Raw genomic sequence first — 24,525 nt, 5'->3', positions numbered from 1 at the left:
CGCAGGCCTTGCGGTGGGAAACGAGGGGCGGTGCATCAGGCGTCCGGCGGTGGGGCCGGATGGCGTTTCTTATGGGTTGTTCGGGCTTTTCGTAGGAGCGAGCTTGCTCGCGAACAGCCCCTCTGCTGGCTCTGATTCGCGAGCAAGCTCGCTCCTACAAGAGCAAGAGCGGCTGCTGGTTCAACGCAGGAGGTACGGAATCTCCACGCGCACCGCGCCGGTCGGGCAGTCCTTCTCGCAGGGCATGCAGTACCAGCATTCGTCGAAGGCCATGTAGGCCTTCTGGGTGGCGGGGTTGATCGCCAGCAGGTCCATCGGGCAGACCTCGACGCAGACGGTGCAGCCCTTGTCGGCGATGCACTTGTCCTCGTCCACCGTCACCGGTGCGCTGGAGCGGAAGAAGATTTCCTGGGGTTGGTAGGCCATGGCACGCGGTCCTCATCGTGTTGCTTTGCCGGCCGTCGTGGCGGCGGGCTGGTTGTTCAGGTCGAGGGTTCGGCGCGGCGGCTCGAGCCCCTCTCCCCAGCCCTCTCCCTGAAGGGAGAGGGGGCCGTTCGGAGTCGTGGATGTTTCTGTGTTCGTCGGCTGGCTCCGTGTTCATTGCTGGCGCCGATCGAGCTCCCTCTACCGCGTGCGGGAGAGGGCGGGGGGAGAGGCGCTCTTCGATCAGCCGAAATGCCTCAAGCCGCCTCGCTCTTCACCCGCAGCTTCTCGTAAGCCTGCTGCTCGTCCTCATCCAGCGCGATCACATAGGGCTCGATGGGCTTCTTGAAGCTGGTCATCTCGCCGTCGTCGCCCTTCTTCAGGTGCGCATGACAGAACCAGTCGGTATCGTTGCGCAGCGGGTAGTCCACGCGGTGGTGGTACAGGCCCCAGCGGCTTTCGGTGCGGAACAGCGAGGCGCGGGCGGCCATCTCGGCGCAGTCGCGGATCACGCTGACTTCCATGGCGCGCATCAGCTCGTGGGGGTTGTTGGCCTTGAGCTGGTCGAGGTCGCGGGCGATCTCGGCGAAGCGCTCCAGGCCGATCTCCATCTTCCTGGTCACCTTGGGCGGCTGCAGGTAGTCGTTGACCATGCGCCGCAGCTTGTACTCGACCTGTGCTGGCGGCAGGCCGTGTTCGCGCTTCAAAGGCGCGAAGACGCGTTCACGCTCGCGCTCCACCTGGGCACTATCGACTTCGCTGAACTCGCGGCCGGCCACGTACTGCGCGGCATTGGCGCCGGCGAACCAGCCGTAGGTGAAGGCGCCGAGCATGTAGTTGTGCGGCACGGCCGCCATGTCGCCGGCCGAGTACAGTCCTTTCACGCTGGTTTCGGCCTTCTCGTTGACCCACACGCCCGAAGCCGAGTGGCCGGAGCAGAAACCGATCTCGGAGATGTGCATCTCCACCATCTGCTGGCGATAGTCGGTGCCGCGGTTGGCGTGGAACTGGCCGCGGCTGGGGCGCTCGTTGCTGTGGAGGATGTCCTCGATGGTCTGGATGGTTTCCTCGGCCAGGTGGTCCAGCTTGAGGAACACCGGGCCGTTGCCGCCTTCGAGCTCCTGGTGAAACTCCCACATCATCTGGCCGCTCCAGTAGTCGCACTCGATGAAGCGCTCGCCCTTGCTGTTGGCGGTGTAGCCGCCTAGCGGGCCGGTGACGTAGGCACAGGCCGGGCCGTTGTAGTCCTTGATCAGCGGGTTTATCTGGAAACACTCCAGGTTCGAGAGTTCCGCGCCCGCGTGGTAGGCCATGGCATAGCCGTCGCCGGCGTTGGTGGGGTTCTCGTAGGTGCCCATCAGGTAGCCGGACGAGGGCAGGCCCAGGCGGCCGGCGGCGCCACAGGCGAGGACCACGGCCTTGGCGCGGATCACCTGGAACTGCGCGGTGCGGCAGTCGAAGCCGAGCAGGCCGTTGACCGCGCCGTTGGCGTCGGTGAGCAGGCGCGTGACCACCAGGCGGTTGGTGATCTCGATGCGTGCACGCTTGAGCTGGCGATACAGCACCTTCTTGATGTCATGGCCCTCGGGCATGGGCAGCACGTAGGCACCCATGTGGTGGACCTTCTTCACCGCGTAGTCGCCGACTTCGTCTTTCTCGAACTTCACGCCCCAGCGGTCCAGCTGCTGCAGGGTTTCGAAACTGTGGGTGGCGTAGGCGTAGACCGCTGCCTGGTTGACGATGCCGTCGTTGGCGACGGTGATCTCCTTGGTGTACTGCTCGGGCGTGGCGTGGCCGGGAATGATGGCGTTGTTCAGCCCGTCCATGCCCATGCTGATGGCGCCGCTGCGCTTGACGTTGGTCTTGTCCACCAGCAGCACGCGCAGATCACGGTTGGCTTCCTTGGCCTTGATCGCGGCCATCGGGCCGGCGGTGCCACCGCCGATCACCACGATGTCGTAGGCGAGCTCCTTGTCCTCGGGAATCTGGGAAAGGTCGAACTGGCTCATTGCTGCTGTCCCTTGTGGCGGTCGATGCGCAGGCGGTACTGGAAGGCGTCGCCGCGGTAGTAGAGGTGTTCGTAGTCCAGCGGCGCGCCGTCGGCGGTATGGGTCAGGCGCTCGATGCGCATCACCGGCGAGCCTTCCTGCACCTCCAGCGCACGGGCCAGCTCGGCGTCGGCGAGGATGGCGTCGATGGCGAGATCGGCGTGGCCCAGGGGCAGGGCGCAGTCGTTCTCCAGGATCAGGAAGATGTCGCGGCTGACCAGATCGGCCTTTTCCAGACGCTTGCCGACGTGCTCGGGCAGCCAGGTGATCTCCAGCGATACCAGCTCACGATTGACCAGGCGGGCGCGCTTGATCTGCACCACGTTTTCGCCTTCGGCCACCTGCAGGCGCGCGGCGACCTGGGCGTTGGCCGGCACGGTCTTGAAGCTGCGCAGGCGGTTGATCACCTCGTAGCCGCGCTGGGTCATGGATTCACCCAGGCCCTGCAGCGTGCTGACGTTCTGGAAGGCCTTGGGCTTGGCGACGAAGGTGCCCTTGCCGTGAATCTTGAAGATCAGCCCTTCCTTCTGCAGGTCGCCGAGCGCCTGGCGCACGGTGATGCGGCTGACGTCGAAGGCCTTGCCCAGCTCAGCCTCTGACGGCATGCGGCTGAGCGGTGGGTAGGTGCCGTCGAGGATGCGCGTGCGCAGGATTTCCTTGAGCTGGCTGTAGAGAGGAACGGGCGAGAGGGGGAGTAGTTCGGCCATAGTTCATAACTTGTTATGACGAGTTGCCGAAACTATAAAAGGAATAATTGATTCAGGACAAGAAACGATTTCGCATAAGCATAGAAAGCGTCATCTTCGACAGGTTTTTTGTAGGAGCGAGCTTGCTCGCGAACCGCTTCATGCCGGGATGCTCGGATGACCCGTTCGCGAGCAAGCTCGCTCCTACAAGGCGACCAGTGCGCTTGCGAATGCCTCAGAACGGCCGGCTACCGGACAGGCTGATGCGCTTCAAGCGGCGCTTCTCGCTGGCCGGGAAAGCGTTGCGACCGTGCAGCACGGCCTGGTTGTCCCACCAGACGATGTCGCCGACCGACCATTTGTGGCTGTAGATCAGCTCGGGCTTCTGCAGGTGCTCACGCAGTTTTTCCACCAGCGCAGCGCCCTGTTGCGGATCGGCGCCGGGGATCTCCACCTCGGTGTGCACCGAGAGGAACAGCACACGCTTGCCGTTCTCCGGGTGGGTCCGCACCAGCGGGTGCTCGGTGCCCTGGATGGGCGCGATCTCGGGCGTGCGGTAGCGCACGAACGTGCCGTTGTAGCCGCCGTTCTTCAGGCGGATGAACGGGTTGTAGTTGATCAGGCGCAGAGGATCGATCTCGGTGCGGGTTGCCTCGTCCAGTGTCTCGTAAGCGCGTGCGAGGTTGGTGAACTGGGTTTCGCCGCCAGTCCTGGGCACCTCCAGCGCATAGAGGAAGGAGCCGGAAGAGGGCACCGGCGTCCATTGGTGGTCGACGTGGGCCGGCAGGGCGAAGTTGCCCAGTTCGCCGTCCTCGGTGTTGGCCACCTTGACGATGTCGGGGGCCTTGCCGTCGGCGCCCGAAGACAGCACCGGCACGTCCGCCGGCGGCTGGAACACTGCACCGAACAGGGTGGCGAAGCGCAGGTATTGCTGATCGTCGAGTTGCTGGTCCTTGAAGATCAGGATGTGGTGCTCGCGGTGGGCCTGCTTGATCGCCAGGATCTGTTCAGGCGTCAGTGGCTCGCGGGCGTCGAGGCCACGTACTTCGGCCCCCAGCGGGGCGTCGAGGGGGATGATGGCGAAGGCTTTGGCGGTGGTTTGTTTTAGGGCGGATTGGGTCATGTTTCAGTGCTCCGTTCAGGCATGGGCGGCCCTCTTCCTAACCCTCTCCCTGAAGGGAGAGGGGACAGGATCGGTGCCAGGCAAAACCAGGCGGCAGCCCTGCACCAGAGGTGCCAGGACTGCACGTGAAGTACGCTTCAATCGGATACTCCCTCTCCCTTCAGGGAGAGGGCTGGGGAGAGGGTTAAGCGGCAGAGGACCTTCAAACCTTCTTGATCGTCCGGCTGCGCTGTCCGTCGATGCCCACCGGCACTTCGCCGTGGAGCGTCACGCGGCGCACGATGCGCGGCTGGGTGCCGTAGTCGTCCACCGCATAGTGCTGGGTCGCGCGGTTGTCCCAGATGGCCACGTCGCCCGGCTGCCAACGCCAGCGCACGGTGTTCTCCAGGCGGGTGACATGGCCCTGCAGCACGGCGAAGAGATGCGCCGAGTCATGCTGCGAAAGGCCCTTCAGGCGCTTGACGAAATGCCCCAGCAGCAGCGTCTTCTCGCCGCTGATGGGGTGTACGCGCACACCGGGTGCTCGGTCTCGTAGACGGTGGAGGTGAACACCTTGCGGTATTCCTCCAGGCGCGCCGGATCGACGTTCGGGCGCACGCTGGCGTAGTCGTATTCGTTGCTGTGCACGGCCCAGAGCGAGTCGGCCAGTGCCTTCAGCTCCGGCGTCAGGTCGTCGTAGGCGGTGGCGGTGTTGGCCCAGACGGTATCGCCGCCAGACTCCGGTGCCACCACGTTGCGCAGGATCGAGGCCTTGGGATAGGCGTCGACGAAGGTCACGTCGGTGTGCCAGGAGTTGGCGCGGCGGCCCTGGGCGCCGTCGAGTTCCAGCAGGTAATGGGTACCTTCCTGTACCGGCACGGTGGGGTGTGCCACCGGCTCACCGAGCAGCTTGGCGAAGGCTTCCTGGCCCTGGTCGTCGAGCTGGGTCTGGCCACGGAAGAAGATCACCTTGTGCTTCACCAGTGCGGCCTGGATGGCGTCGATGGTGGCGCCATCGAGATTGCCGGAAAGGGTCACGCCGCGAATCTCGGCGCCGATGCGGCCGGCCACCGGGTGGATGTCGAGGCTTACTGCGTGCTGTTTGATAGCGTGTGCTGCGTTGCTCATCTCATCGTCCTCTTGCTGTGGCAATAGAGCCGCGCTCGGGCGCGGCGGATGGGGATCAGAAGTCGTATCGAACCGAGGCGCCCAGGGTGCGTGGCTGCCCCACCGAGGCGGTGTAGGAGCCGTTGATGCTGGCGAAGGCGGCCAGGTAGTAGTCCTTGTCGAAGGCGTTCTTCAGCCAGACCGAGGCGTCCAGTTGGCCGTCGCCGAGGTCCTTGCGCAGGCCGACGGAGAAGTTCGCCAGGCCGTAGCCGTCGATCTTCGAGAGGTCGGAGTTGTCCAGCGTGCCCTCGGCTTCGGAGCGGTAGGAGTAGCTGCCGGTCACGTAGGGGCGGATGCCGTCGTCGAGGTTCCAGGCGTATTCGCCGTTGAGGTTGGCGATCCACTTCGAGGCACCGACAACCCTGTCGCCGGTGAGGTCGCAGGTGGCCGGTGCGCCCGGCTGGGTGGAGATTTCCGCCGGGCACGGGGCGTCCTTGAACGACAGGTAGGTGACGTCGTTGTAGGAACCGTTGAAGTTCAGCGTCAGGCCACGGATCGGCAGGGCGGTGGCTTCGAACTCCAGGCCGCGCGAGCGCACGCTGCCGGCGTTGGAGAGCACCGAGACCAGCTGGGTCGAGCCCGGCGGCTGGTACAGGGTGGTCGCCTGGTAGCCGTGGATGCCGGTCCAGAAAATGTTGGTGTTGAGCTGCAGGCGGTTGTCGAACAGGGTGGTCTTGATCCCCAGTTCGGCGTCGTTGGCGCGTTCCGGGCCGACCAGCAGGGAGTCCGCGCCTGCCGTCGGCGCACTGGCCACGGCGAGGTTGACGCCGCCGGATTTCTCGCCGTGGGACAGCGAGGCATAGCCCAGCAGGTCGTCGCTGAACTGGTAGCTCAGGCTTAGCAGCGCCGAGGGCGCGAAGCTGTAGAGGCTCAGGTCGCCCGAGTCGTAGGCGCCCAGCTGGTTGCGCCGCACCACTGCGCCGACGCCGGTGACCGGCGCGCCGCCCACCGGGTCGAAGCGTTCGACCTTGGCGTCCTTCTCCTCGTAGGTACCGCGCAGGCCGGCGGTGAAGTCCAGCTTGTCGGTGAGGTGCCAGGTGCCCTGGGCGAACAGCGCGAAGCTGTCGGTCTCGATCTTGCCGTTGGCTTTCGAGTAGGTGTTGTTCAGCGCATTCAGGTTGGTGCCGAGCAGGTAGCGGTCGGCCAGCGGGCCGTAGTCCGTGAAGGTCTTGTTGCCCAGGTTCTGGTTGAACGCATAGGCCCCCAGCACGTAGTCGAAGAAGCCGCCGGTGGGCGAGGCCAGGCGAATCTCCTGGGAGAACTGGCGGTCGTGCACTTCCACGCCGGTATTGTTGATCGCCGAGACGTTGAGCTGTTCGTCGTTCGCCGGGGTGAAGTGCCAGTAGCGGTAGGCGCTGATGGACGTCAGCTTGTAGCCGCCGTTGAGGTTCCAGTTGGCCTCCACCGAGCTGCCACCCTGGTGCACGCTGACGTGCTGGCGGCTGTTGATGTTGACCTTGTGGCGGTCCGGATCGCGAATGGGCGAGGCTCCCACCGCGGCGGCACGCTGCCAGAAGCGGTCGGCGGCGCCGTACACCACCATGCTGCCGTTGCTGGAGTCTTCCTCGTTGTAGTCGTTGATCCAGCGCAGGTCGAAGTCCTCGTTGGGCTTGAACAGCAGTTGCCCGCGGATGCCCTGGCGCTCGCCGCCGTTGAGGGTGTTGTCGTCGTGGATGTTCTTGATATAGCCATCGTCGCGGGTGCGGTAGGCGGACACGCGCCCGGCCAGGGTGTCGGTCAGCGCGCCGGAGACGGTGCCCTTGCCCTGGAAGTAGCCGTCCTGGCCGCCGGAGACTTCCACGCTGCGCTCAGGCGTGAAGGTCGGTGCGCGGGTGCTGATGTTCAGCACGCCGGCCGTGGTGTTCTTGCCGAACAGGGTGCCCTGCGGGCCGCGCAGCAGTTCCAGTTGCTCGATGTCCAGCAGGTCGAATACCGCCATGCCCGGGCGGCCGAGGTAGACGTTGTCCAGGTAGACCCCGGCGCTGCCTTCCAGGCCGTCGCTGGCCGGGTTGTTGCCGATGCCACGCACCGCGATGCTCGACTGCCGCGCATGGATGAAGGCGACGTTGACGCTGGGGAGGATCTGCTGCAGGTCCTGCACCTTGTAGACGCGCTGGGTTTCCAGGGTTTCGCCACCGACCACGGTGATTGGCGTGGGCACCTTCTGCGAGTCTTCCTCGCGGCGGCGGGCGGTGACGGTGACCTTGCCCAGGGTGGCGTCGGCCTTGGCCGGCGCGGCGCTCACGGGCTTGGCGAAATCGGTGCTGGTGGTGCTGTCCTCGCTTTCCTCGGCGAGCACCGGGAGGGCGCCGCCCAGGGCCAGCAGCAGGACCACGGCGTAGTCCGGAGCGCGCAGCCGGCGCGGTTTGAAGGGGAAGGGCGAATGTCTCGAAGTCATGCTGTGTCCTTGTCTGTCCGCGCCAATCGCGGGCAAAAGGGAGCCGCGCCACGCGGGAGTGGCGAACGACGTTTTTGGTGTGGGTAGGTGCGGCTTCGGCTGTCAGCGACAGCGGGACAGGCACATTCGCGAGGAAAGGAGGTGCAAGGCTGGCATCGGGCGACTCCTGGTCTGAGCTATATTCTTAGTTCATAAAAGAATAGATGTTTGTTTTATTCTTCGTTGACGGAATAAGAGCTTGCATTTAAAACCAGCGCATAACGAGCGGCAAATGCCTTTGCCCACTATTTTCAATGCCGGAAATGCATCATGGATCTGCGCCAACTCCGCTACTTCATCGCCCTCAACGAACACCGCAGCTTCGTTCGCGCCGCCGATGCCATGGGCATCACCCAGCCGGCGTTCAGCCGCAGCATCCAGGGCCTGGAGCAGGAGCTGGGTTGCCGTCTGGTGGACCGTGGCAGCAAGGACCTGCGCCCGACTCCCGAGGGCCAGGTGGTGCTGCAGCACGCGCTGAGCCTGGTGCAGGGCGCCAACAACCTGAGCCACGCGGTGGCCCGGCTGAACAAGCTGGACTCGGGCGAACTGCGCTTCGGCAGCGGCCCGGCGCCGGCCCAGAAACTGGTGTCCGACGCCGTGTCACGTTTCGTCCAGCGCTACCCGCGCATCCACATCCAGTTCGGCGTGGACAACTGGGAGCGTCTGGCGCGTAGCCTGAGCCGCGAGGAGATCGAGTTCTTCGTCGCCGACATCCGCCATTTCGAGGCCGACCCGAACTTCCAGACTCGCGCGCTGAAGCCGCGCAGCGGCCTGTTCTTCTGCCGCGAGGGGCACCCGCTGCTGGCCAAGGAAAGTCTCTCCACCAACGACATGTTCGCCTACCCGCTGGCGGCCACCCTGATCCCGCCCAGCGCGCGGAAGATGCTCGCCAACCTGAGCGGCAAGATCGACATCACCACCAACGTGCAGTGTGAGGACATGGCCTCGCTGGTGCGCATCGTCAGTCAGACCGACGCCATCGGCATCGCCGTGGAAGAGGCGTTGAGCGAGCCGATGGCGCGCGGGGAACTGGTGCGCCTGCACTTCCGCAATCTGCCGCAGAACGTCGATATCCTCCAGGCCCGCTGCGGCATTGTCACTCGCAGCGGCGACCGTCTCTCGGCGGCGGCGCGGGCGATGATCGAGCTGCTCGTGGACCTGGACGCAGGAGTGGAAAGCGAGGTGGCGTGACGGCGGCGTTCCGCTACTTTCGGATAGACCCGCCGCGACCCAAGTAGCATGGGGCCCGTCCCGGCCGCTTCGTAGAATGCCCTCGTCGATATCCTGACTGGGCGTACGCCATGCACGAAACACAAGGAGTCGTTCGCGGCATGTCCAGTGCCCGCGACGTCGAGGCGGTGGCCCAGGACCTGGCGCGCCAGCTGATCCACCCCAACCTCGGCTTTGTGCTGTTCTTCTGTTCTGCCGAATACGACCTGCCGGCGCTCGCCGCCGCGCTGGAGCAGTACTTCGGCGGCATCGACCTGGCCGGCTGCACCACCGCAGGGGAGATCACCCCGCAGGGCTATGGACGTGGCTGTGTGACTGCCGTCGGGTTCGATCTGCGCAGCTTCGCCATCTCCTGTGCGTTGGTGGACGAGATGGAGCGCTTCAGCCTGATCGACGCGCAACAGATGGTCGAGTCGCTGGTGGCGGACTGCCGCAGCGCCGGGCTGGCGCCGATCAAGGACCACAGTTTCGCCCTGACCCTGCTCGACGGGCTTTCCAGCCGCGAGGAGGTGGTGCTCGCCGCGCTAAGCGCTGCGCTGGGTGCCATCCCGCATTTCGGCGGCTCGGCCGGCGACGACAATCACCTGACCCACACCCACGTCTATTACCAGGGCCAGTTCCACACGGGCGCGGCGGTGGTGGTGCTGTTCAATACCTGGCTGGACTTCGAGGTGTTCACCACCCACCACGTGCTGCCCAGCGAGGAGAAGTTGGTGGTCACCCGCGCCGACAGCGACAGCCGCCGTGTGCTGGAGCTCAACGCCGAGCCGGCTGCGCTGGAGTTCGCCCGGCTGGTCGGGGTGCCGCTGGAGCAACTGGACTTCTCGCTGTTCCCGGCGCATCCGCTGGCGGTGCGGGTGCGCGACCAGTACTACGTACGCTCCATCCAGCAGGTCAACGACGACCTCAGCCTGACCTTCTACTGCGCAGTGGAGAACGGCATCGTCCTCACCGCCATGAGCACCGGGCCGTTGCTGCCGGGGCTCGAAGCGCAGTTTCAGCGCCTGCACGAACGCCTCGGGCCGCCACTGCTGACCATTGGCTGCGACTGCTTCCTGCGGCGCCTGGAGCTGGAGGTGGCCGGCGATACCGAACCCACCGCCGAGTTTCTCCGCAGCCAGCAGGTGATCGGCTTCAACACCTACGGGGAACAATTCAATGGCATGCATATCAACCAGACCTTCACCGGTGTCGCCATTGGCCGTCCTCGGGGCAACGCCGGATGCTGAGCTGCTCGCGCGCATCGATGAGCTGCAGCGCGACAATCACAAGCTGCAGCGGATCAATGCGGCGCTGATCGAGCGTGTCGAGTCGGCTGCCTCGCGGGGTGACAACGCCTACGGTGCCTTCCAGCATTCGGTGGTGCTGGCCGAGCAGGTGCGCGAACGCACCGACGCGCTGAGCGAGGCTATGGTCGAGCTGAAGTCCAGCAACCAACTGCTCAGCGATGCGCGCCTGCGCGCCGAGACCGCGCACCAGCACCTGCTGGATGCCATCGAGAGCATCTCCGACGCCTTCGTGCTGTTCGATCCGCAGCAGCGCATCGTCCTGTACAACGAGCGCTTCCGTGCGTTCTGGGCGCAGACCCGCGCCCGTGTCGGTGCAGGAACGCGGCTCGCCGAAGTACGCCGGCTGGCGCAGAGCAGCGGGCTGATCGTCGAGGAACAACGCAGCAACGACGACGAACACACCCTCTATCGCCTGCGTAATGACCGCTGGGTACGCGTTACCGAGCGGCCGACCCGCGACGGCGGCCTGGTCGTGCTCTACAGCGACATCACCGAGATCAAGCAGAATGAAATGGCCCGCCGCGAACAGGCGGTGGCGCAGAAGTCGCACCTGCTGCAGCGCGCCGTGGACAACCTGTCCCAGGGCGTCGCCATGGTTGGCGCCGATGGCGCGCTGGAGCTGTGGAACCGGCGCTTCCTGGAACTTTGCGGGTTGGCGCCGATCGAGGCACACCGGCCCTTCGCCGAGGTCATGGCCGACAGCGAACTGCCGCTGCTGACCCCGCGCAGCCGGCCGCGCAAGGGCGAGGCGGAGGGCGTGATCGAGCAACGCCTGTTCGACGGGCGCATGCTGGAAATCCGCACCCACGCGCTGCCCACCGGCGGCTTCGTCAACACCTTCACCGACATCACCGAGCGCTACCGGCATGCCGAGGCGCTGCGCGAAAGCGAGCGCTGGATCCGCCTGATCACCGATCAGGTTCCGGCGCTGATTGCCTACCTGACTGCGGACCTCGACTACGACTTCACCAACAAGGTCTACGAGGAGTGGTACCGCTGGCCCAGCGGCTCGATGCTCGGGCGCAACCTGCGCGAGGTGCACAGCGCCGAGCACTGCCAGCGCCTGGAGCCGTACTTCGAGCGCGCGCTGTCGGGCGAGAGCGTGACCTTCGAGATCGCCGAGACCAACCTTGCCGGGCAGGAGCGCTACATGCAGCGCTCCTACGTGCCCAACCGCCAGGCTGACGGTACGGTGAGCGGGCTGTTCGTGCTGATCCGCGATATCACCGAGCGCCGCCGCACTGCCGAGGCGCTGCACCAGGCCTACCAGAACCTCGAGCAGCGGGTACGTGAGCGCACTGCCGAGCTGACCAGCCTGAACGACCAGCTCAAGCGCGAGATCGATGAGCGCAGCCAGGTCGAGGGCCGCCTGCGCGAAGCCAAGCGCGAGGCGGAGCAGGCCAACCTGTCGAAGACCAAGTTCCTTGCCGCCGTCAGCCACGACCTGCTGCAGCCGCTGAATGCTGCGCGGCTGTTCACCAGCGCGCTCCAGGAACGCAGTGGCGAGGCGCTGGTGCGCAATATCAGCCAGTCGCTGGAGGATGTGGAGACGTTGCTGGGCACGCTGGTGGACATCTCCAAGCTGGATGCCGGGGTGATCAAGCCGGACATCGCCTCGTTCGATGTCAGCGAACTGCTCGGCAACCTTGCCGCTGAATACAGTCAGGTGGCCGCCAGCGAAGGTCTGGCGCTGGACTTCGTGCCCAGTGGCGCGCAGGTGCGCAGCGATATCCAGCTACTGGCGCGGATTCTGCGCAACCTGCTGACCAATGCCATCCGCTACACGCCTTCAGGCAGAGTGCTATTGGGCTGCCGGCGACGCCGACACAGCTTGTGGATCGAGGTCTGGGACACCGGCGTGGGCATCGCCGCCGACAAGCTTGGCGAGATATTCCAGGAGTTCAAGCGTGGCGATGTGCAGCGCTTCCATCAGGATCGCGGGCTGGGGCTGGGCCTGGCCATCGTCGAGAAGATCGCGCGCATGCTCGGCCATCGCATCCAGGTGGAGTCGGTGCCGGGCAAGGGCTCGCGCTTCGCCATCGAAGTCCCGCTGGCTCGCCGCGTCGCTCGCAGCGCGCCGGAACCGGAGCGTACCGCCGACGACCTGGTGGAGCGCCTGCGCGGTTCCCGTGTGTGGGTGCTGGATAACGATGCCTCGATCTGCGCCGGCATGCGCACGCTGCTGGAAACCTGGGGCTGCCAGGTGGTGACGGCGCTGTCGGAAGAGGACCTGGCGCGCCAGGTGGACAACTTCCACGCCGAGTCGGATCTGCTGATCGTCGATTACCACCTCGACGACGGGTTGAACGGCGTCGATGCCGTTGCCTCGATCAACGCCCGGCGCGGCACGCCGCTGCCGGCGCTGATGATCACGGCGAACTACAGCAATGAGCTGAAGCAGCAGGTCCGTGAGCTGGGGCATACGCTGATGCACAAGCCGGTGCGGCCGATGAAGCTGAAGACGGCGCTGTGTCATCTGATCGATGGTGCGCACTGAGTCGGGCGCTGGTCCCATTCTGGAGGAGAGTTCTGTGCACGGATCAGCCCTCACCCTCTCCCACAGGGAGAGGGGACAGATCGTGCCGGAGGGGGTTTGGTTACATCCGATTCCCTCCCTCTGGGCGAGCTTGAGGGCAATAGCTGGCGGGAGCAGGAATTGTAGGAGCGAGCTTGCTCGCGAACCGCCCAATGCGGAAACATCGTTCGCGAGCAAGCTCGCTCCTACGAAAAGCGCTCTTTCAGACGCGCTGGGCGATGGGCGCGCGTACCTTGATAGCAGTTTCAGCCGGCCGGATTCGCGGACAAGGTCCGCTCCTGCAACGAGGCTCCGTCGTTTGAACTTGCCCTCACCCTCTCCCACAGGCAGAGGGGACAGATCGTGTCGGAGGGGGGTGGTTACATCCAATTCCCTCCTTCTGGGCGAGCTTGAGGGCAATAGCTGGCGGGAGCAGGAATTGTAGGAGCGAGCTTGCTCGCGAACCGCCCAATGCGGAAACATCGTTCGCGAGCAAGCTCGCTCCTACGAAAAGCGCTCTTTCACGCGCGCTGGGCGACGGGTGCGCGTACCTTGGCCAGCAGGATCAGGGCGATCCCGCCCAGCACCGCCAGCGACACCAGCGCCAGGCGCAGGCTGATGGCTTCGCCCAGCAGCACGGCGCCGGACAGGGCTGCCAGAATCGGCACGCTCAATTGCACTGACGCGCCCTGGATCGCCGACAGTCCCGGCAGCGCGCTGTACCAGATCGCATAGCCGATTCCCGACGCCACCGCGCCGGATAGCACGGCATAAACCACACCCAGGGCGTCCACCCTCAGATCCGAGTGGAAGAACACCGCCAGCAAGGCCGCAAAGGCAATAGCACGGACGAAGTTGCCACTGCTGATTGCCAGCGGATCGCTGCCCTTGCGCCCGAGCAGCGAGTACAAACCCCAGGCCACACCGGACAGCAGCATCAGCAGCGCGCCGGCCAGTGGCGGAGCGTTGGCGCTGGGAAGCAGTTGGGCGAGCAAGCCGCCCAGGGCCAGCAGGAAGCCCAGCAGCGCCTGCCCGCGCAGGCTTTCGCCGCGCAGCAGGCCGACCAGGATCATGGTCACCTGCACCGCGCCGAACAACAGCAGTGCGCCGGTGCCGGCGTCCAACTGCACGTAGGCATAGGAGAAAGCCGCGGCATAGACAAACAGGGCCGCCGCCGCGCGCCAGTTACCGCCTTCGCTGGCGACGCGGCGGCGCAGTTTCAGCAACAGGGTGAGCATCAGCGCGCCCGAGAAGATGCGGATGCCGGTAAAGCTCACCGCGTCGATACTGGTGGCCTTCAGGGCCAGGCGGCAGAGAAGGGAGTTGCCGGCGAAGGCGACCATCGCCAGGCCGGTGAGGCTCAGGGTGCGGGTGGAAGGCATCGAGTGGTTTCCGGTAGCGGTCGCAACGGCACGTTATGAATCAGCGGGCCTCGCTTCAACGCCGAAGGTAGGCGGCGAAGTCGATATCGCCCGCGCAGAGGATGGCCTGCACACGGTTGTGCACCTTCAGTTTGCGCAGGATCGCAGAGACGTGGGCTTTCACCGTGGTTTCGGCGATTTCCAGGTTGTAGGCGATCTGCTTGTTCGACTCGCCCTTGGTCATCCGTTCCAGCACCAGCAACTGCTTGCGGGTCAGCGCCTGCAGCAGTTCCGGCGGGATGCTGTGGTCCTCCTGGCCGCTGCGGCGCGGCGAGGACTTCTGCGTGCGGATGATGTCCGAGGGCAGGTAGACGTTGCCGTTTAGAATCTGCTCGATGGCCTCGGTCATCTGCACGCGCGGCGAGGACTTGGTGATGAAGCCTACGGCGCCGTAGGTGATGGCTTGCAGGACGACCTGCTTGTCCTGCTCGGCGGAGACGATCACCACCGGAATGGTCGGCGCTTCGTTGCGCAGGCTCATCAGCCCGTTCAGGCCATGCATGCCGGGCATGTTCAGGTCGAGCAGGATGAGGTCGAGATCGTCGTGTTCCTGGGTCAGGCCCAGGGCGCTGTCGAGGTCGGCGGTCTCCATCACTTCGCTGCCGGGGAAACCGTCGGCGATGACGTTGTGGATGGCCTCGCGGAACAGCGGGTGATCATCCGCGATCAGGATCTTGTACATGGCCTACACCTCGTTGTTGTCGTTATGGGTGGCGAGCGGCTTGCGGTCGCAGGCTACTACATGTGTCACGGAAGCAGGTGTCACGGAAGCGGTTGCGGTTGGGCGTCCTGCAGGGGCAGTCCTGCCTGTTCCCAGGCGTCGATACCGTCACGGTACCAGTAGAGGCTGGCATAGCCCAGCGCATGTGCGCGGCGTATGGCATTCCAGCTCATCCAGCAGTCGGAACGGCAGTAGAACACCAGCGGGCGTGTGGCATCGCCCTCGGTGAGATGGGCGAGATTCTGCTCCAGGTAGGCCTGCCACTGCGGCTCCAGGGTGCCGGTACCGACGTTGGCCAGCCACAGGCTGCCAGGCAGGTTGCGATGCTTTTCGTCCTCGACGAACCGGCCGTTGAGAAAGGTGCGACGGTAGACGTCCACCAGCCGGGTCTGCGGCTCGCGCTTGAGCAGCGCCTGCAGGGCGGCGGTGTCGAGGGTGACGGCGTGGTCGGCAGAAGGCGGCGTGGGGCTGCGGTACTGGGCCTGGCGGTAGCCGTCGGCGGAAAACAGCGGCGCGTCCTCGGCCTGCGCAGTCGGGAGCGCGAGGATAAGGCTGAGCAGGCACGCGGCGAGGCAGCCGCTCGCGTGGCCGTACAGGGCAGAAGCAAGGCGAGGCATGGCGGTATCTCTAGTCGTTCTTCTTGTAGTGGCCATTAGATGCCGGCTGTGCGGCTTTGGAAATTCGACGTCCGGAGGGGCGAACCGGTACCAAAGTAGTAGGTTTCACCCCTTGCGCAGGGCGGCGTGCTGCGGGTTGAAGGTCACTACGGCGAGGCTGGCGAAGAGCAACGTCAGGCCCAGGCAGACGCCCGTGGCGAGCAGGTTGAAGCGCTCGTACAGCGCGAAGCGCACCAGTTCCACGGCGTGGCTGAACGGGTTCAGCGCGCACAGCCAGTAGAGCCACTGGCTCGCCTCGCGCATTTTCCACAACGGGTAGAGCGCGGAGGACAGGAAGAACAGCGGGAAGATGACGAAATTCATCACCCCGGCGAAGTTCTCCAGCTGGCGGATGCCGTTGGACAGCAGCAGCCCAAGCGCCCCGAGCAGCAGGGCGGCCAGCAGCAACGCCGGCAGCGCCGCCAGTAGCCCCATGGCCGGTGGTTGTACCCCATACAGCCAGGCGATCAGCAGGAAGGCGTAGACCTGCAGCAGCGACACCAGCGCGGTGGCCAGCAGCTTGCTGGCCAGCAGGAAGGCGCGCGGCAGCGGGCTGGTCAGCAGCACGCGCATGCTGCCCATCTCGCGGTCGTAGACCATAGACAGCGAACCCTGCATGCCGTTGAACAGCAGGATCATGCAGCACAGCCCCGGTACGATGTAGGTCTCGTAGGTGACGTAGGTGTCGTACGGCTCGATGATCGAGATACCCAGCGCGGCGCGGAAGCCGGCGGCGAACACCAGCAGCCAGAGCAGCGGGCGCACCAGTGCGCTGAGGAAGCGAGAACGCTGCAGGACGAAGCGCAGCCACTCCCGCACCACGATTCCACGCAGACATTGCCAGTAAGCGCCGGGGCCGAAGTGCGGGTTTTCCAGGGCCTTCATGCGCAAGCCTCCAGGCGGGTCAGACGCTCGAAGGTGCGCTCCAGGTTGCCGGCATCGGGCGCACAGACTTCCCGTGTCTCGCCACGGGCGACCAGCCGGCCACGGTCGAGCACCAGGAGCGCATCCTCGGCGCGCACTTCATCCAGCAGGTGGGTGGTCCAGAGCACCGCCAGGCCGTCTTCGCGGCATAGTCGACGCACGTGTTCGTTGAGCGCCTGGCGCGCCGCCGGGTCGAGGCCGACACTGGCCTCGTCGAGCAGCAGGAGGCGAGGGCGATGCAGCAACGCGCGGGCTATCTCCACCCGGCGACGGTGTCCGCCATTGAGGGCACGCACCCTGTCGCGGCGGCGTTCCAGCAACTGCTGGCGGGCCAGCTCGGCATCGATCCGTTGGTTCGCCACGCTGCGCGGCAGGCCGTGCAGGGCGGCGTGGTAGCGCAGGTTCTGTTCCACGCTCAGGTCCAGGTCCAGGGTGCTCTGCTGGAACACCACACCCAGTTCCCGCAGCGCGAGGCGCGGCTGGCGGCGCAGGCTGCAGCCGAGCACGTCGATCTCGCCCTGCTGCAGGTCGTAGAGCCGGGTGAGCAGGGCGACCAGCGTCGACTTGCCGGCGCCGTTGGGGCCCAGCAGGGCGGTGAAGCGCCCGGCAGGCAGCTCGAACGCGAGGTCGTCGAGGGCGCGGCGCGGGCCGTAGGAGAAGCCGAGATCGCGAACCGCCAGCGCATTCATGGTGGCTGCGTTCATGGCGTCACCACCACGCCCCATGGATAGCGGCCCACCTTGATCGACTTGGTGACCTTGCGCGAGGCCACGTCGATCACCGAGACGTCGCCACTGACGCCGTTGGTGGCCAGCAGGGTCTTCTCGTCCGGCGTAAAGGCCAGGTGCCAGACGCGGCGGCCCACCAGCAGGTAGTCGAGGACTTCGAAGGTCTTCGCGTCCACTACCGCGACATGGTTGGCCGGGCCGAGGGCGACGAAGGCCAGCTTGCCATCGGCGGTCAGCTGCACGCCAACCGGCTGCACCTTGTCCGGGTGCACGCCCTGGATGGCGAAACGCAGGGTCTTGAGAATCTTGCGGCTGACGGTATCGACCACGCTGACGGTGCCGCCGATCTCCGCCGAGACCCACACCTGCGAGCCGTCGTGGGTGAATTCGGCATGGCGCGGGCGCTGGTCCACCAGCGTGCTGTCCACCAGCTTCTGCGTCGAGGTGTCGATCCAGTGCAGCATGTTGGTCGTCTCGCTGGTGTTCACCGCCCACTTGCCATCCGGGCTCACCGCCATGCCCTCGGGCTCGACGCCGACGTCGATCTGCCCGAGTACCTGGGCGGTCTGGGTGTCGACCACCGTCACCAGCGCATCGTCCTCGTTGGAGACGTACAGCCAGCGGTCATTGGGGTGCAGGGCGAACTGCTCGGGATCGGCCCCAGACGGCAGTTGCCTGATGATCTTGCGGGTGGCGAGGTCGAGCACCTGCACGGTGTCCGAGTCGCTGGCGCAGATGTACAGCAGCTTGTTGTCGTGGGACAGCGCCAGGCCGCGCGGGCGCTTGCCGGTGTCGATGGTGCCGGTGACAGTCAGGGTGTCGAGGTCGATGACGCTGAGGTTGTTGTCCTTTTCGTTGGACACGTAGGCGGTGGCGGCGAAGGCGGGTGACATCAGCCCGAGAGCGAGGCTCAGGCAGGAGAGGGCAAGCAGGCGGGGCATGGGCAGGTTCCTCATGGAATGTTCTTCTTATGGCTTCGCATCGGCCAGGTGGCACTGGCTTTCCGGTGCGTCGAGACCGAGGCTGTCGAGCTCGCTGGAGGGGTGCAGAAAGCCTTCCTGCGGCGAAGTGCTGACCAGTGCGCGCGGCTGCACCAGCGGGATCGGCTGGCGTAGCTGGCCGTCCCACGGGCGGAAGCCGAGCTTGTAGCCCTTGAATCCGTCCAGCGGCAGGTCGGGGGAGAGCGACAGCGTGCGAATCGCCATCGCGTCGGCGTCGCGCAGGCGGGTAACGGCGCTGGCGATGCTGCGCACGGCGATCCAGGCGGCGAAGTCGCGGTCGTTCATCCAGCGCCCGGCGTGCTCCTCGAAGCGCTTCTGCAACTGCGCGGCGCCGTAGGTTTCCACGGTCTTGTGCCAACCGCTGGCGACCAATCCCTGGGTACCGGCGACAGGGCGTGGCAGCCAGGTGTTGTAGGGCACGTACTCGCCGAAATCGCCGTGCTCGTCGGCTACCAGCACGGCGTCATAGTCCTCGCTGGACTGGGTGAACAGCGCCATGTCGGCCTGGGCGCTGCGGCGCTGGTCGTTGTCGAAGGTGAAGGGCTTTTCCTCGACGATCTTCGCGCCGAAGCGCTTGGCCGAGCGGCGCAGGGCATTGGCGTAGAGGGTGTCTTCCGGACGCTGGCCGACGATCAGCAGCCAGCGTGTCCACTTGCGCAGCACCAGGAACTGGGTGAGGGCGTCAGTCAGCATCAGCCGGCTGGGCAGGGTGTGCAGCACGTTCACCGCGCACTGGCTGGCGCGCAGTTCGTCATCGGCGGCACCGGCGTTGAACAGCAGGCTGTCCGGCAGCGCGGCGGCCAGTTGGCGCAGCGTGTCCGCCGGGGCGTTGACCACAAACAGGCGCAGGCCGGCGTCGTGCAGGCGCCTGGCTTCGTTCAGCAGCTTTTCCGGCGAGTCGGTACTGGCGGCTTCCAGGCTGTAGCGATGCTTGAGGAAACGCCCGGTGCTGTTGCTGTCGGTGATCGCCAGTTCGGCGCCGCGCAGGCCGGCATCGGTGGGCTCGGGGATGACGTTGGACAGCAGCGGGCCGGGATCGGGCGTGTAGCCCAGGTAGCCAATGCGGATTTCCAGCGCGGCGGATTCCTCTGCGCGTACGCCGAGGCTGAGCAGGGCGGCGCAGGCGACCGCGAGCAGATAGGCCACGCCGTGCAGGACGAACTGGCGCATGGGCGACTCCCATTGTCGATGCGGCTTGTTGTTGTGCGGCCAGCATAGGAATCGCCCGGGGCGCGGCAAATATGCAGAAAGTACCGGTGGGGCAGTACCAAGGTAGTAGGTTGCGCGCCGCGCCCGCGTCCTAGGATGGCGCTACAAGAATCAGAAGAGGAGCGTCGCCATGCGTATCGCCGTCACTCTCGTCCTGCCGATCCTGCTGATGCTCAGCCTGTTCGGCTTCGATTTTCTCTACACCCGCAACGGTTACCTGCCGGCGGCGGAACTGCGTGCGCCAACACCGCCAATCAATTGCGTCACTGCCTGTCGCAGCGCGCCGTAGATGTCTGCGCTGTGGCGGATCAATCTGCTGGTCGGGCTGTTCTTCGGTCTGCTGGCGGCCGTTTGCCTCGCGGTATTGCTGCACCAGGGCAACGATGACGTGCGCCGCGAGATGGACGCTGCCCGAGGCGTGCTCGACTACCTGGGGGAAGCGGCGTTGCGTGACCCGGCAAGCCTCGATCCAGGCCTCACTGCCGGTCTGCGTCATGTGCGCGTGCACTGGCTGGGCACCCCGGCGCCAGCGCCGCGTTCCGGGTTGGACGAATGGCTGGTCGCCCGCCTGTATCCCGACCTGGCGGCGCCGACCCTGCTGACCCTCGCCGATGGCCGGCGCGTGCAGTTGAGCCTCGACCCGCGCGATGAAATCGATGAGGTGCGCGACTCGCTGATGCAATTGCTGGTGCTGTTTGGCGTGTCGCTGCTGGCCAGCCTGCTGGCGATCCGCTGGGCAGTACGAGGTGGTTTGCACGTGGTGGAGCAACTCCAGGACGCGCTGGGGGATGTCTCCCGTGGCCAGTTCCAGGTGCGTCTGCCGGATCACTCGTTACCCGAGGCGCAGCGCCTGGCCGTTGGCTTCAACGGCATGGCCGCCGCACTGGAGCGTGCCTGCGCGGAGAACGCCGAGCTGACCCGTGCGCTGCTCGCCGTGCAGGAGCGCGAGCGCCAGCGATTGGCCCAGGCACTGCACGACGACATCGGTCAGTACCTCGCCGGCATCCGTGCGCAGGTATTCCTGCTACGCAGCCTGGAGAGCCGCGAGGGCTCAGGTATCGCTACCCTCGACCGCCTGGAGCAGCACTGCCAGGGGCTCAACCAAAGCTTCCGCGCGCTGGTGCGCGACCTGTACCCGTTGGTGCTGGAGCGGGTCAGCCTGGAAGAAGCGCTGCGCCTGCACATCGAACAATGGCAAGCCAGCCAGGGCGTGGCCTGCCGGTTGCGGCTGGATGAGTTGCCGGTGCTGCCGGCATCGGCCAAGGCGCACCTGTACCGCCTGCTGCAGGAGGCGCTGACCAATGTTGCCCGCCATGCCGGCGCCAGCCATGTGCGAGTGGTCCTGCGCCAGCGCAATAGCCGGTTGCTGCTCTGGGTGCGCGACGACGGCAGAGGCTGCAGCGGCCTGCCGCGTGCCGGCATCGGCATGCGCTCGATGCGGGAGCGCGCCCGTTGCCTGGGCGGTGAACTGCACCTGCGTCGCCGACCCGGTGGCGGGATGGCGCTGCGCCTGTGGATGCCATTGACGCAAGACTCGCTGGAAGGAGAGCGCGGGTGAAGATTCTGCTGGTGGACGATCACTTCGTGGTGCGCGACGGTGTCGCCTCGCTGCTGCGCGGGCTCATCCCCGAGGTGGAAGTGAGCGAGGCCGCCGATGGCGAAGCCGCGCTGGAGGCAGCGCAGCGCAGCGTGCCCAGCCTGGTCATCCTGGATATCGGTCTGCCCGGCATCAGCGGGCTGGAAGTGACCCGCCGGTTGCGCCAGCGCCTGCCGCAACTGCGCGTGCTGTTCTTCAGCATGCATGACGAGTTGCCGCTGGTGCGCCAGGCGCTGGATGCCGGCGCGGCGGGGTACATCACCAAGAGCGCGTCGCCGGCAGTGCTGGTGGAGGCGGTCAGGCGAATCCTGGCCGGCCATGCCTACATCGAGCAGCCGCTGGCCACACAGCTGGCGCGCCAGCCCCAGGGCGGCAACGATCAGGACCCGCGCCTGCAGGGCATGACCCAGCGTGAGTTCGAGATCTTCGTGATGCTCGCCCGTGGCCTGCCGGTGCGGCAGGTGGCGGAGCACCTGTGCATCAGCGCCAAGACAGTGTCGAACCACGTCACCTTGCTCAAGCAGAAGCTGCAGGTGGTGTCACACGCCGAACTGGTGCATCTGGCGATCGATACCGGCGTGTTGCGGGTGGGTGGCGAAGCGCTGGCCGGCTAGCCTCAGCGCTTGTAGAGGATCACCGCCGCGCGCAGTTTGCTGCGGCCGAAGCGGCTCATCTGCTCGAACTCGGCGTGGCTCACCGGAATGTGCTGGCAGTCCAGCGGCTCGCGGTGCTGGCTGTGGTCGACGTCGGGGTCGTGCAGGTAGACGAAGTCCTCGTCGCAATCGGTGACGGTCACCCAGTGCGGTGCTTTGGAGCGGGTCAGCCGGTAGCTGCTGATCAGCACCAGCGGCTGGCCGCCAGCCTCCAGCGCACTGTCGATGTCCAACTGATGGAGCAGCAATTGCTCCACGTCGCTGCGAGCCAGCTCGGCGGCGAAGTCCTCGTGGACCAGGCGCATGACTTCGCGCTTTTCCTCGCTGCGCACGCCATCGAGGAACAACGGGCCATCCTCCGACAACTGCAATTGCACGCGAAATCCCCGGCGCTGCGCCGCCAGCGCCAGCCCCTGCGGGCTGCAGCCGCCGTGGCCGGCGGTCATGTAGATGGTGGTCGCCTCGCGCCACAGGCGCAGTTCCTCGCGGCGTTCCAGGCGGCGCTTGGGCTCCAGTGCGCCCATGGCCATCAGCAGGGCCGAAGGCCCGCAGGTGAACTCGGTGGTCTGCCGGTAGTAGGGCACGTGGCGGTGGGTACGCTCGTTGATGTGGCGGATGCGCTTCTCGAAGCGCAAGGCTTCGCTATGGTCTTCGTAGTAGTCGCGCACCGTGGCGAACGGGCGGTAGCCATTGCGTTCGTAAAGGGCAACCGCCCCGCGGTTGTCCGGGCGCACTTCCAGGCGCAGGTAGGCGCAGTCGTTCTCCAGCGCCTCAGCCTCGGCGCAGTCCAGCAGCTTCTGGCCCAAGCCGATGCCGCGGGCGCGCTCATCCACGGCGATGGAGTACAGGCGCGCCAGCGAGGTGCCCTGGTGGAACAGCACCAGGGCGTAGCCGAGCAGTTGGCCGTCGGATTCGGCGACGGTGAGGCTGGCATGGGCGCGGGTGATCATCCACTGAAAATTGCGGCGGGACAGGCGGTCATGTTCGAAGCAGCGGTTTTCCATCTCGACCAGGGCATGCAGGTCGTCGGCGGAGGCGGCGCGGAACTGGAGTTTCATAGGGTAAGCATTCGTTAATCTGCGAGGGAGCACCGTGTCGGTGCTGGCTGCGAACGGGCGCTGTGTCGTGCGGTCGAAGCAGCAACCAGTATTGTCCTGGCCCATCGGCGCGGCAAGCGCGGGCCAGCTTCGGAGGTGTCGTGAGCAAGCTGTTCATTATCGTGGAACGCAAGGAAGACTGGGCCTCCTACTATCCCAGCGAAGACGTGGTCACCGCCCAGCAATACCTGGAGATGCCCATCGACGACGACAACGGCAAGCGCGTGCAGGTGATCAACCTGTGCCGCAACTACAAGTACCTGGGCCACGGCTATTACTGCTCGCTACTGGCCGAGGCGCGCGGGCACAAAGTGATTCCGTCGGTGCGCAGCATCAGCGAGCTGGCGAAGAAGTCGCTGTACAGCCTGGCGCTGGAAGACCTGGAGAAGACCCTCGACAAGGCGCTGGCCGACCATCCGTACGGCAGCACTGACGGTTTCACCCTGACCCTGTACTTCGGCAGGACCGATATCGAGCCGTTGCAGGACCTGGCGCGCCAGCTGTTCGAGGCGCTGCCGTGCCCGATGCTGCTGGTGGAGTTCCGCAAGAACCGTGGCTGGCATATCGAGGGCGTGAAACCGGGCAACATCCACAAGCTGCGCGAGGACCAGGAGGACCAGTTCGCAGCTGCGCTGGAAGGCTTCAGCCGGCAGGTCTGGCGCAAGCCGCGCTCGCGCAAGCAGTACCGCTACGATCTCGCGATCCTGCATGACCCGGAGGAGGCCTTCCCGCCGTCCGACCGCAAGGCGTTGAAGAATTTCATCCGCATTGGCCGCAGCCTTGGCATCGACGTCGAGCTGATCGAGAAGAAGGATTACTCGCGCCTGGCCGAGTACGACGCCTTGCTGATCCGTGAGACGACCAGTGTCAGCGACCATACCTACCGCTTCGCCAAAAAGGCCGAGAGCGAAGGCATGGTGGTGATGGACGACCCGGTGTCGATCCTGCGCTGCACCAACAAGGTCTACCTTGCCGATCTGTTGCGCAGCCACAAGCTGGGCATGCCGGCCACGGAAATCCTCTACAAGGACAACCCGCAAGAGCTGGAGAAGGTTGGCCAGCGCCTGGGCTTCCCGCTGGTGCTGAAGATTCCCGACGGCAGCTTCTCCCGTGGGGTGATCAAGGTGGGCAACCAGGACGAGTTGCTCAAGGCCAGCGCCGAGCTGTTCGAACGCTCGGTGCTGCTGCTCGCGCAGGAGTTCTTCTATACCGAATATGACTGGCGGATCGGCGTCTTGAACCAGAAGCCTATATTCGCCTGCCAGTACTTCATGTCCAAGGGACACTGGCAGATCTACGACCACAGCCCGGATGCCCAGGAAGTCAGCGGTGATTTTCGCACCATGGCCGTCCACGAGGCGCCGCGCAAGGTGGTGGATCTGGCGGTGAGAACCGCCAACCTGATCGGCGACGGGCTCTACGGCGTGGACTTGAAGCAGGCCGGGGACCGGGTGGTGGTGATCGAGGTGAACGACAACCCGAACATCGACTGCGGGGTTGAGGATGTGTACCTGGGGGACGACCTCTACAAGCTGGTGCTGGAAGAATTCGTGCGGCGCCTGGAAGTCAAGCGGCGCGGGCAGGGCTGGTGAGAACGATTCGTCATTGACCTTATAGGAAA

Annotated in this window: 19 protein-coding genes and 2 pseudogenes; 7 read left to right on the top strand and 14 right to left on the bottom strand. The window is 65.7% G+C overall.

All coding sequences use genetic code 11. From position 1 onward, the window contains the following. Window positions 1-180 precede the first annotated feature (180 nt). From ACNFH5_RS24865 to ACNFH5_RS24840, 6 genes and pseudogenes are all read right to left on the bottom strand, one after another. Window positions 181-426 carry a 4Fe-4S dicluster domain-containing protein gene (locus tag ACNFH5_RS24865; protein ID WP_024767017.1) on the bottom strand — a complete coding sequence of 82 codons (246 nt, stop codon included), beginning with the start codon at window positions 424-426 and terminating at the stop codon, window positions 181-183. A gap of 254 nt (window positions 427-680) precedes the next feature. Then, on the bottom strand, window positions 681-2,432 hold the full coding sequence (locus ACNFH5_RS24860; protein WP_416750629.1) for a fumarate reductase/succinate dehydrogenase flavoprotein subunit: 1,752 nt from the start codon (window positions 2,430-2,432) through the stop codon (window positions 681-683). After that, entirely contained in the window at window positions 2,429-3,178 is a 750-nt protein-coding gene (locus ACNFH5_RS24855) for a GntR family transcriptional regulator (RefSeq protein WP_416750627.1), read from the bottom strand. Before ACNFH5_RS24855 ends, ACNFH5_RS24860 begins: the two co-directional genes overlap by 4 nt. A 214-nt stretch (window positions 3,179-3,392) precedes the next feature. Further along, the gene (locus ACNFH5_RS24850) at window positions 3,393-4,280 is read right to left on the bottom strand and encodes a TauD/TfdA dioxygenase family protein (RefSeq protein ID WP_416750625.1); all 888 of its coding nucleotides are present in this window, start codon (window positions 4,278-4,280) and stop codon (window positions 3,393-3,395) included. A gap of 202 nt (window positions 4,281-4,482) precedes the next feature. Continuing rightward, window positions 4,483-5,387 (bottom strand): annotated as a pseudogene (locus ACNFH5_RS24845) (TauD/TfdA dioxygenase family protein). A 55-nt stretch (window positions 5,388-5,442) separates the two neighbouring features. Beyond that, a pseudogene (locus ACNFH5_RS24840) lies at window positions 5,443-7,810 on the bottom strand (TonB-dependent receptor); the annotation flags it as partial. A 323-nt stretch (window positions 7,811-8,133) separates the two neighbouring features. On the opposite strand from ACNFH5_RS24840, the gene ACNFH5_RS24835 reads away from it, so the two are divergent. The 3 genes from ACNFH5_RS24835 (at window position 8,134) to nahK (ending at window position 12,879) form a co-directional block, all read left to right on the top strand. Continuing rightward, a complete protein-coding gene (locus ACNFH5_RS24835; RefSeq protein WP_413350833.1) occupies window positions 8,134-9,054 on the top strand; it encodes a LysR family transcriptional regulator in 921 nt (306 codons plus the stop codon). 110 nt (window positions 9,055-9,164) lie between these two features. Next, the gene (gene nosP, locus ACNFH5_RS24830) at window positions 9,165-10,322 is read left to right on the top strand and encodes a nitric oxide-sensing protein NosP (RefSeq protein WP_416750623.1); all 1,158 of its coding nucleotides are present in this window, start codon (window positions 9,165-9,167) and stop codon (window positions 10,320-10,322) included. After that, window positions 10,252-12,879: a hybrid sensor histidine kinase/response regulator NahK/ErcS' gene (nahK, locus tag ACNFH5_RS24825; protein WP_416750621.1), complete on the top strand. Its 2,628-nt coding sequence runs from the start codon at window positions 10,252-10,254 to the stop codon at window positions 12,877-12,879. Before nosP ends, nahK begins: the two co-directional genes overlap by 71 nt. Before the next feature lie 539 nt (window positions 12,880-13,418). On the opposite strand, the gene ACNFH5_RS24820 is transcribed toward nahK, so the two are convergent. The 7 genes from ACNFH5_RS24820 to ACNFH5_RS24790 all read right to left on the bottom strand — a co-directional run bounded on the left by ACNFH5_RS24820 (window position 13,419) and on the right by ACNFH5_RS24790 (window position 19,518). After that, window positions 13,419-14,279 (bottom strand): EamA family transporter, encoded by an 861-nt coding sequence (locus ACNFH5_RS24820; protein ID WP_416750619.1) that lies wholly within the window; start codon window positions 14,277-14,279, stop codon window positions 13,419-13,421. A 55-nt stretch (window positions 14,280-14,334) separates the two neighbouring features. Next, entirely contained in the window at window positions 14,335-15,000 is a 666-nt protein-coding gene (gene agmR, locus ACNFH5_RS24815) for a response regulator AgmR (protein ID WP_024764454.1), read from the bottom strand. Between the two features lie 80 nt (window positions 15,001-15,080). Next, complete coding sequence (locus tag ACNFH5_RS24810; RefSeq protein ID WP_416750616.1) at window positions 15,081-15,656, bottom strand: PQQ-dependent catabolism-associated CXXCW motif protein; 576 nt, start codon at window positions 15,654-15,656, stop codon at window positions 15,081-15,083. Window positions 15,657-15,761: 105 nt separating this feature from the next. Next, window positions 15,762-16,580, bottom strand: a complete 819-nt coding sequence (locus ACNFH5_RS24805; RefSeq protein ID WP_416750614.1) for an ABC transporter permease — start codon at window positions 16,578-16,580, stop codon at window positions 15,762-15,764. Further along, on the bottom strand, window positions 16,577-17,308 hold the full coding sequence (locus ACNFH5_RS24800) for an ABC transporter ATP-binding protein (protein WP_416750726.1): 732 nt from the start codon (window positions 17,306-17,308) through the stop codon (window positions 16,577-16,579). The genes ACNFH5_RS24805 and ACNFH5_RS24800 overlap by 4 nt, the downstream gene beginning before the upstream one ends. A gap of 11 nt (window positions 17,309-17,319) precedes the next feature. Then, window positions 17,320-18,288 (bottom strand): YVTN family beta-propeller repeat protein, encoded by a 969-nt coding sequence (locus ACNFH5_RS24795; RefSeq protein WP_416750612.1) that lies wholly within the window; start codon window positions 18,286-18,288, stop codon window positions 17,320-17,322. A gap of 27 nt (window positions 18,289-18,315) precedes the next feature. Then, window positions 18,316-19,518 (bottom strand): ABC transporter substrate-binding protein, encoded by a 1,203-nt coding sequence (locus tag ACNFH5_RS24790; protein WP_416750610.1) that lies wholly within the window; start codon window positions 19,516-19,518, stop codon window positions 18,316-18,318. 169 nt (window positions 19,519-19,687) lie between these two features. Here ACNFH5_RS24790 and ACNFH5_RS24785 point away from each other — a divergent pair, with 169 nt between their 5' ends. The 3 genes from ACNFH5_RS24785 to ACNFH5_RS24775 are packed head-to-tail and all read left to right on the top strand — an operon-like array spanning window position 19,688 to window position 21,768. Further along, window positions 19,688-19,846 (top strand): hypothetical protein, encoded by a 159-nt coding sequence (locus tag ACNFH5_RS24785; protein ID WP_416750608.1) that lies wholly within the window; start codon window positions 19,688-19,690, stop codon window positions 19,844-19,846. Continuing rightward, window positions 19,847-21,115: a histidine kinase gene (locus tag ACNFH5_RS24780; RefSeq protein ID WP_416750606.1), complete on the top strand. Its 1,269-nt coding sequence runs from the start codon at window positions 19,847-19,849 to the stop codon at window positions 21,113-21,115. Then, complete coding sequence (locus ACNFH5_RS24775; protein ID WP_416750604.1) at window positions 21,112-21,768, top strand: response regulator; 657 nt, start codon at window positions 21,112-21,114, stop codon at window positions 21,766-21,768. The genes ACNFH5_RS24780 and ACNFH5_RS24775 overlap by 4 nt, the downstream gene beginning before the upstream one ends. A 2-nt stretch (window positions 21,769-21,770) precedes the next feature. Here ACNFH5_RS24775 and ACNFH5_RS24770 read toward each other — a convergent pair whose 3' ends face one another. Next, window positions 21,771-22,865, bottom strand: a complete 1,095-nt coding sequence (locus tag ACNFH5_RS24770; RefSeq protein WP_416750602.1) for a GNAT family N-acetyltransferase/peptidase C39 family protein — start codon at window positions 22,863-22,865, stop codon at window positions 21,771-21,773. Window positions 22,866-23,005: 140 nt separating this feature from the next. On the opposite strand from ACNFH5_RS24770, the gene ACNFH5_RS24765 reads away from it, so the two are divergent. Continuing rightward, complete coding sequence (locus ACNFH5_RS24765) at window positions 23,006-24,496, top strand: RimK family protein (RefSeq protein WP_416750600.1); 1,491 nt, start codon at window positions 23,006-23,008, stop codon at window positions 24,494-24,496. The last annotated feature ends 29 nt before the right edge of the window (window positions 24,497-24,525 follow it).

The sequence above is a fragment of the Pseudomonas sp. NY15435 genome (assembly GCF_048068295.1).
Classification (GTDB): Bacteria; Pseudomonadota; Gammaproteobacteria; order Pseudomonadales; family Pseudomonadaceae; genus Pseudomonas.
Note: the sequence above shows the minus strand (reverse complement) of the source record. Positions and strands in the feature narration are given on the sequence as shown.

Coding starts and splice junctions, on each gene's coding strand:
- ACNFH5_RS24785 (WP_416750608.1), top strand. CDS start 19,688: ATGCGTATCGCCGTCACTCTCGTCCTGCCGATCCTGCTGATGCTCAGC.
- ACNFH5_RS24795 (WP_416750612.1), bottom strand. CDS start 18,288: ATGCCCCGCCTGCTTGCCCTCTCCTGCCTGAGCCTCGCTCTCGGGCTG.
- ACNFH5_RS24770 (WP_416750602.1), bottom strand. CDS start 22,865: ATGAAACTCCAGTTCCGCGCCGCCTCCGCCGACGACCTGCATGCCCTG.
- ACNFH5_RS24855 (WP_416750627.1), bottom strand. CDS start 3,178: ATGGCCGAACTACTCCCCCTCTCGCCCGTTCCTCTCTACAGCCAGCTC.
- ACNFH5_RS24860 (WP_416750629.1), bottom strand. CDS start 2,432: ATGAGCCAGTTCGACCTTTCCCAGATTCCCGAGGACAAGGAGCTCGCC.
- ACNFH5_RS24800 (WP_416750726.1), bottom strand. CDS start 17,308: ATGAATGCGCTGGCGGTTCGCGATCTCGGCTTCTCCTACGGCCCGCGC.
- ACNFH5_RS24865 (WP_024767017.1), bottom strand. CDS start 426: ATGGCCTACCAACCCCAGGAAATCTTCTTCCGCTCCAGCGCACCGGTG.
- ACNFH5_RS24820 (WP_416750619.1), bottom strand. CDS start 14,279: ATGCCTTCCACCCGCACCCTGAGCCTCACCGGCCTGGCGATGGTCGCC.
- ACNFH5_RS24790 (WP_416750610.1), bottom strand. CDS start 19,518: ATGCGCCAGTTCGTCCTGCACGGCGTGGCCTATCTGCTCGCGGTCGCC.
- agmR (WP_024764454.1), bottom strand. CDS start 15,000: ATGTACAAGATCCTGATCGCGGATGATCACCCGCTGTTCCGCGAGGCC.
- nahK (WP_416750621.1), top strand. CDS start 10,252: ATGGCATGCATATCAACCAGACCTTCACCGGTGTCGCCATTGGCCGTC.
- ACNFH5_RS24850 (WP_416750625.1), bottom strand. CDS start 4,280: ATGACCCAATCCGCCCTAAAACAAACCACCGCCAAAGCCTTCGCCATC.
- ACNFH5_RS24805 (WP_416750614.1), bottom strand. CDS start 16,580: ATGAAGGCCCTGGAAAACCCGCACTTCGGCCCCGGCGCTTACTGGCAA.
- ACNFH5_RS24835 (WP_413350833.1), top strand. CDS start 8,134: ATGGATCTGCGCCAACTCCGCTACTTCATCGCCCTCAACGAACACCGC.
- nosP (WP_416750623.1), top strand. CDS start 9,165: ATGCACGAAACACAAGGAGTCGTTCGCGGCATGTCCAGTGCCCGCGAC.
- ACNFH5_RS24780 (WP_416750606.1), top strand. CDS start 19,847: ATGTCTGCGCTGTGGCGGATCAATCTGCTGGTCGGGCTGTTCTTCGGT.
- ACNFH5_RS24810 (WP_416750616.1), bottom strand. CDS start 15,656: ATGCCTCGCCTTGCTTCTGCCCTGTACGGCCACGCGAGCGGCTGCCTC.